Origin of the sequence: Neisseria sp. P0001.S007 (assembly GCF_051963655.1) — a bacterium.
Classification (GTDB): Bacteria; Pseudomonadota; Gammaproteobacteria; order Burkholderiales; family Neisseriaceae; genus Neisseria; species Neisseria subflava_A.
Genome location: NZ_JBQCUB010000050.1, coordinates 1 through 255 on the forward strand (window position 1 = coordinate 1; position 255 = coordinate 255).

Here is a 255-nt window from a genome sequence, read left to right on the forward strand (position 1 = left end):
AAGAAAAACGGCCTCTACAAACTCGGTTACAAACAACATACCCGTACAGATGCGGAAGGCTATATCGAGAAACTGCACATTACCCCCGCCAATGCCCATGAGTGCAAACACCTGTCGCCTTTGTTGGAAGGGTTACCCAAAGGTACGACCGTTTATGCCGACAAAGGCTATGACAGTGAGGAAAACCGGCAACATCTGAAAGAGCATCGGTTGTTGGACGGCATTATGCGCAAAGCCCACCGCAACCGTCCGCTG

General features: G+C 51.0%; 1 protein-coding gene. It reads left to right on the forward strand.

The window, feature by feature from the left end; translation table 11 throughout:
- Positions 1-255, forward strand: a 255-nt coding sequence (locus tag ACTHRE_RS11165) for a transposase (protein WP_440345172.1), incomplete at both ends; no start/stop codon positions are given.